The organism is Lawsonibacter sp. OA9 (genome assembly GCF_022440585.1).
In genome coordinates this window covers 1-4,902 of record NZ_JAKNTI010000006.1, presented here as the reverse complement: position 1 = coordinate 4,902, position 4,902 = coordinate 1, and the positions used below count along the sequence as shown (strand labels likewise).

At 44.1% G+C, this 4,902-nt stretch carries 9 protein-coding genes and 1 pseudogene; all 10 read left to right on the top strand.

Annotated elements, in window-relative coordinates:
- Window positions 1-305: tyrosine-type recombinase/integrase (locus tag MCG44_RS15070; protein WP_412531119.1), on the top strand; the 305-nt coding region annotated here is incomplete at its 5' end.
- Window positions 306-472: 167 nt separating this feature from the next.
- Window positions 473-952 carry a hypothetical protein gene (locus MCG44_RS00245; protein WP_240286086.1) on the top strand — a complete coding sequence of 160 codons (480 nt, stop codon included), beginning with the start codon at window positions 473-475 and terminating at the stop codon, window positions 950-952.
- 26 nt (window positions 953-978) lie between these two features.
- A complete protein-coding gene (locus tag MCG44_RS00240) occupies window positions 979-1,230 on the top strand; it encodes a hypothetical protein (RefSeq protein WP_240286084.1) in 252 nt (83 codons plus the stop codon).
- Between the two features lie 54 nt (window positions 1,231-1,284).
- Window positions 1,285-1,530 carry a penicillin-binding transpeptidase domain-containing protein gene (locus MCG44_RS00235; protein ID WP_240286082.1) on the top strand — a complete coding sequence of 82 codons (246 nt, stop codon included), beginning with the start codon at window positions 1,285-1,287 and terminating at the stop codon, window positions 1,528-1,530.
- A 2-nt stretch (window positions 1,531-1,532) separates the two neighbouring features.
- The gene (locus MCG44_RS00230; protein WP_240286080.1) at window positions 1,533-1,880 is read left to right on the top strand and encodes a penicillin-binding transpeptidase domain-containing protein; all 348 of its coding nucleotides are present in this window, start codon (window positions 1,533-1,535) and stop codon (window positions 1,878-1,880) included.
- A 260-nt stretch (window positions 1,881-2,140) separates the two neighbouring features.
- Window positions 2,141-2,377: a zinc-binding dehydrogenase gene (locus MCG44_RS15065; RefSeq protein ID WP_275891353.1), complete on the top strand. Its 237-nt coding sequence runs from the start codon at window positions 2,141-2,143 to the stop codon at window positions 2,375-2,377.
- On the top strand, window positions 2,374-2,949 hold the full coding sequence (locus MCG44_RS00225) for a hypothetical protein (protein ID WP_240286078.1): 576 nt from the start codon (window positions 2,374-2,376) through the stop codon (window positions 2,947-2,949). Before MCG44_RS15065 ends, MCG44_RS00225 begins: the two co-directional genes overlap by 4 nt.
- Window positions 2,918-3,265 (top strand): helix-turn-helix domain-containing protein, encoded by a 348-nt coding sequence (locus MCG44_RS15060; RefSeq protein WP_240300042.1) that lies wholly within the window; start codon window positions 2,918-2,920, stop codon window positions 3,263-3,265. The genes MCG44_RS00225 and MCG44_RS15060 overlap by 32 nt, the downstream gene beginning before the upstream one ends.
- Before the next feature lie 416 nt (window positions 3,266-3,681).
- Entirely contained in the window at window positions 3,682-4,437 is a 756-nt protein-coding gene (locus MCG44_RS15055; protein WP_412531118.1) for an MFS transporter, read from the top strand.
- A 229-nt stretch (window positions 4,438-4,666) separates the two neighbouring features.
- A pseudogene (locus MCG44_RS15050) lies at window positions 4,667-4,902 on the top strand (MFS transporter); the annotation flags it as partial.

The window sequence follows — 4,902 nt, the reverse complement described above, 5'->3', positions numbered from 1 at the left end:
AGTGGCAGGAAGACAATGCCAGATCCTGTGATTTCCTGTTTGCCGGAATGAGTGGGGGCTACAGAGATACTCGTACCATGCAGCTTAGGCTTGCAAGGATCTGCGATGAGCTGAATATCAAAGGTGTTCATATGCATACGCTGCGGCATACTTTTGCAACCCGCTGTCTGGAACATAATATTGGACATGAAGTACTCTGTGAAGTGCTCGGGCATTCTTCACCCCAGATTACACTGAGACATTATTCACATTGTACGCCAGAAAGGATACGCCAGAGCATGGAGCGTATGGAACTGGCGCTGTAAATACAAAAAAATAAGCCGTCAAAAGTGGTCCTTTTATATTTTGAGAACAGCGTAAACCAAAGAGAAATTTGTTAAATAATATATATCATATTGCGAAAATCTCCTGTGGCTTTTACAAAAATAGTATATCGCAAATACCCTCAAAATATATATGCGGGAGGTAATGAATGAACAAAGAAAACATTGTACTGGACAATTCTAATACGTACAAGGCAGCAGATGCGATGATAGCAGTTACATTTCGTGAGCTGTCTGGTGTTAATTCTAAAGGTGTGATCTCCAATATACATATTTCGGACAAAATTTCTTTTTCAAACTATGGGGACATGCTTCTGAAAATAGAACAGATCTATGATTTGCTCGGAATGCGGGAGACTTCAGGCTGCCTGCGGGGAAATACCTCAGAAACAAAGTGGCAAAAAAGAACTTTGGATTCAGTGGAAGACTGGCGCAGGGAGGAGGATGAGTGGCAGAATTTTCACCTTCTTCACACATGCAGGGATCCCGTAGTCTATGTACAGACGTTATACTGGCAGAACTACAGCTGGCAGGGGTATATACTCGGCAGGGGATATAAAGACAGGATTTATTATCGCAGTGCACTCGAATTACTGCATATTATTGATAACATTATACGGGGAAAATAACGTCTTCGGCTGTGGAGGATTATATAATGAAAGTAAAAAGACTGATGGATGATTTATGGGATTTGGTTGGAAGTCCCTATATGTCGGATCTCAGATACAGTCCGTGGAGGCAGGCAGCACAGAGATATATTTCAGAACTGGAAGAGTCTGTGTATTCTCTCGGTGAGTGGAACGATACAGCATATTATTTGTCAGGAAAAAACATACAGTTTACGGACGCTGCTGCGGCTAAGAGGTATCTGCTGAATGTTCAATCAGATGAGGCGGAAAAGTTATAAGACATTCGTGGCCTTTTTGTTATCCGGTTAGTGTTAACAGGTGTTAAAGCCTATATGAAAAACGGCAGTCTGGGAGAGTACGATGAAAAGAAAAGTTTCTGGTTGCTTAATAAAAATGTGGATTACAATGCTGTGTTTGGTGGACTGTCAGGCTGTGCTGTGATCTGGCACCCTCAGGATGATAGATTTGAAGTTTATAATCGGGAAATGTGTGTGAAGCAAGCGTCCCCCTGCTCTACCTTTAAGATCATTACAGCGCTGATGGGGCTGAACAATAACGTGATAGAAAACGAGAAGTGACGATGAAGTATAACGGTACACAGTATCCGTCTGCGGACTGGAATGGTTTCTGGTTAGGATCATCATTGAAGATATCACCGCTTGAGCAGGTGAGCGTGCTTGCCGGTATTTTTGAGGGAAACGGCATGTATGACAATAAAGATATTGATATTCTGGAAAAGATCATGCAGGTGGAGGACGGCGGTTCTGTCTATGGAAAAACGGGGACGGGCAGTGAAGGAGAAGCGTGGTTTGTGGGATTTGCAAAACTGGATGATCGGAATGCTTATTTTGCAATCTATCTGAATGATGTACACAACAGGGATCGGGTTTCCGCGGCGAAGGAGATTGCTACTGGGATTTTAAAGTAACGGAGATTCATTATAACTTGTAGTAAAAGTGTTTCCTGACAAATGAATGGGCTCTTTAACTGCGCTGGGTGTCATAATTATACCTGTTTTAAAAATAACTCTGGACTATAAAAAAGAACTATTAGAACAATTAAAAGAGGATTTACAGTACATATTAGCAATATTATAATTTGTTTTGATTAGGTAAAAGACAGACAAACGAAAGGTTTACAAATTCGTTCGCCTGTCTTTTTATTTTTACTTCAGAATGGTAGCTTAACCTGGCGAAAGAATTCGGCGCTACGCATACCTATAATGTGTCGGGAACGACGGTCGAAGAACGCGTGGAATTTATTGAGCAGATTACAAAGGACAGAGGCGCTGATGTCGTGATCGAATGTGTGGGAAGACCACAGATGTTTGCCGACAGCCTGAAATACGTCCGCAAGGGGGCACGGTCCTGTTTGTTTTGGGCTGTGTCTTCGGCTGCTGCCAAAATGTTGGAGGGACGCAAATGATACATATCCCGATGAATCAATACGAAAAGTACCAGTATGATTTTAGATCCTATTCAATGTTTAAGAACGTTGAAGTGCCGAAGGTTGCATGGATATTTATCGCAGATCAGGAGCACGGATGGGAACATACATTCCATATGTATGAAGAGATTGGGGTGCTGTCCTTTATTCTGGAAGGAGAGAATCAGATCAAGATTGAAAATAAAAATTTCCATGCCGGCAGGAATGACCTGACAGTGTTCAACCCTAAGATAGTGAGGGCGGAGAGGCAGAGTAAGTCCCCCTTTTCGGAGGTATCAATTGGTCTTACAGATATACACCTGTCGCCATTTGACAGGGATATGATACTACCGACTCCCATCACACCGGTGTTTAATTGCTTTGAATACAGTGAAATGCTGCGAAAGTGCTTTGAACTGATCGGGGCAGAGGCAGTAAAGGGCGATTTTGAATCAGGCATGCGCTGCTTTGACACTATCATGTTTGCACTGCGTGTGATTCTGAATTATATCTATCCCTTGAATCTGCAAAAATATACCGATGAAAACAGGGCTGGAGACGATTGCGGCTGATCTGTATTTCAGAACGCATTACATCTCCCATGAATTTAAAAATTTCTTTGGGATGGCACCGATACAGTACCTGATTTCCAGGAGAATCGGAGAGGCGCATGCACTCCTGCTTCAGGCGGATATGCCAGTCAGTGCTATAGCGAGGAAAGTAGGGTATACCAATATCAATAACTTCTATATTCAATTTAAAAAACCAAGGGGATTTCACCGAGTGAATTCCGGGTGTCCTCCAAAGGGGGCTGCCATCGACAGAATGGTCATGGCGGGAATCTGCGGTACGGACAAACACAGTTACAAGGGTGAGAGTGTCCAGTAGAAAGGAACTAAAAATGAAATTGATATTTCGTACCCTGTTATCCAGGGGCATGTAAATGTATTTATCATTGAAGAGATCGACGAGGTGGGCTCCATAACCCTTGACTTTGACGGCAATATTTTAAAGCCGGGGGACAGTTTGTGAGTCATCAGTTCCCGGTTGAGAAGGCGGAAGAAGCGGTGCTGACGAGCATGTCAAAAGACAGTATGAAGGTTGTGATAAGGTTTTAAAAATGTGTTGTACATGCTATAATGGAGCAAAATGACAGGAGGAATGTGTGAAAATGAAATTATGCATTGCTGCAGCTCTGTGCAAAGTCTGAAGTGGGCATTTTGCATAGAGTGATCCGATAAATTTCGCCCATAAGACTTTGCTGTTTCCTGCTGATTTTAATGAAACAAAGGAGCAAAGTCAAAATGAAAAATTTTAAAGCTACATTTCAAGAACTGAAAAGTTTTCTGCTGCTATGGTCTACGCAGTCATTATCAACTCTGGGAAGCTCAATGACGAATTTCGCACTGGTCATCTGGTCTTATCAGGATAAGGGGTCGGCGCTTACGACAGCTCTGCTGTCCGTCTGCTCTTATGCGCCTTATGTGCTGATGAGTATTTTTGCAGGCGCTTTCAGTGACCGGTGGAACAAAAAAGTCATCATGCTGGCAAGTGATACTTTTGCAGCAGGCTGTACAGTGGCAGTGCTGGTACTGCTGCAGACCGGCAATCTGGAAATCTGGCATTTATACGTTCTAAATGCGCTGAATGGACTGATGAATACCTTCCAGCAGCCGGCAGCTGATGTGACAGTCAGCCTGCTGACGCCTAAGAAGCACTATCAGAAGGTAAGCGGAATGCGGACGTTTTCCAGTTCGCTGACCAGCATTTTAACTCCGGTCATTGCAACCGGGCTGCTGGCATTTACAAATATTCAGACGGTGATCGCGGTTGATTTGACCACTTTTGGACTGGCCTTCGGCACACTGATGTTTGGAATAAAGGTTCCGGATATGAAACCCGCGGAAGAAGGAAAAGAGAAGGTGCTGCAGGCGGCAAAGTCCGGACTGCGGTATTTAAAACATAACCGGGGGATTCTGGATCTGATTTTATTTCTTGCGGCGATCAACCTCACTGCCTCCATGTATAACGCGGCGCTTCCGGCGATGCTGTTATCGTAGATGGAGAGGTGAAAATGCCTATGGCATGGTAAATATGGTCTCAGGTCTTGCCATGCTGGCAGGAAGTATTGCGGTGACGATGCTTCCAAAGCCTCAAAGCCGTGTCGGGGTTATATGTAATGCATTGCTCATGGCTATGAGTACAGAAAATTTTTTCCTGGCTCTTGGCAGGAGTCTTCCTGTCTGGTGTGTGGTGCTGTGCTGGATGTGGTCAGCGTTCCGCTGATGAATGCCAACATGGTTTCTGTTCCGAAACTACATTCCACTGACGATGCAGGGGCGGGTATATGCGGCGAGAAACACACTGCAGTTTTTTTCGATTCCTCTGGGATATACTTTAGGCGGCTATTTAGTAGACGGGGTATTTGAGCCATTTATGAAAGCACAGCCGGTGGATTCATTTTTTGCAGAGGCGTTTGGGAGAGGTAAAGGTTCCGGTGCGGGGATGCTGTTCTTTGCGCTTGG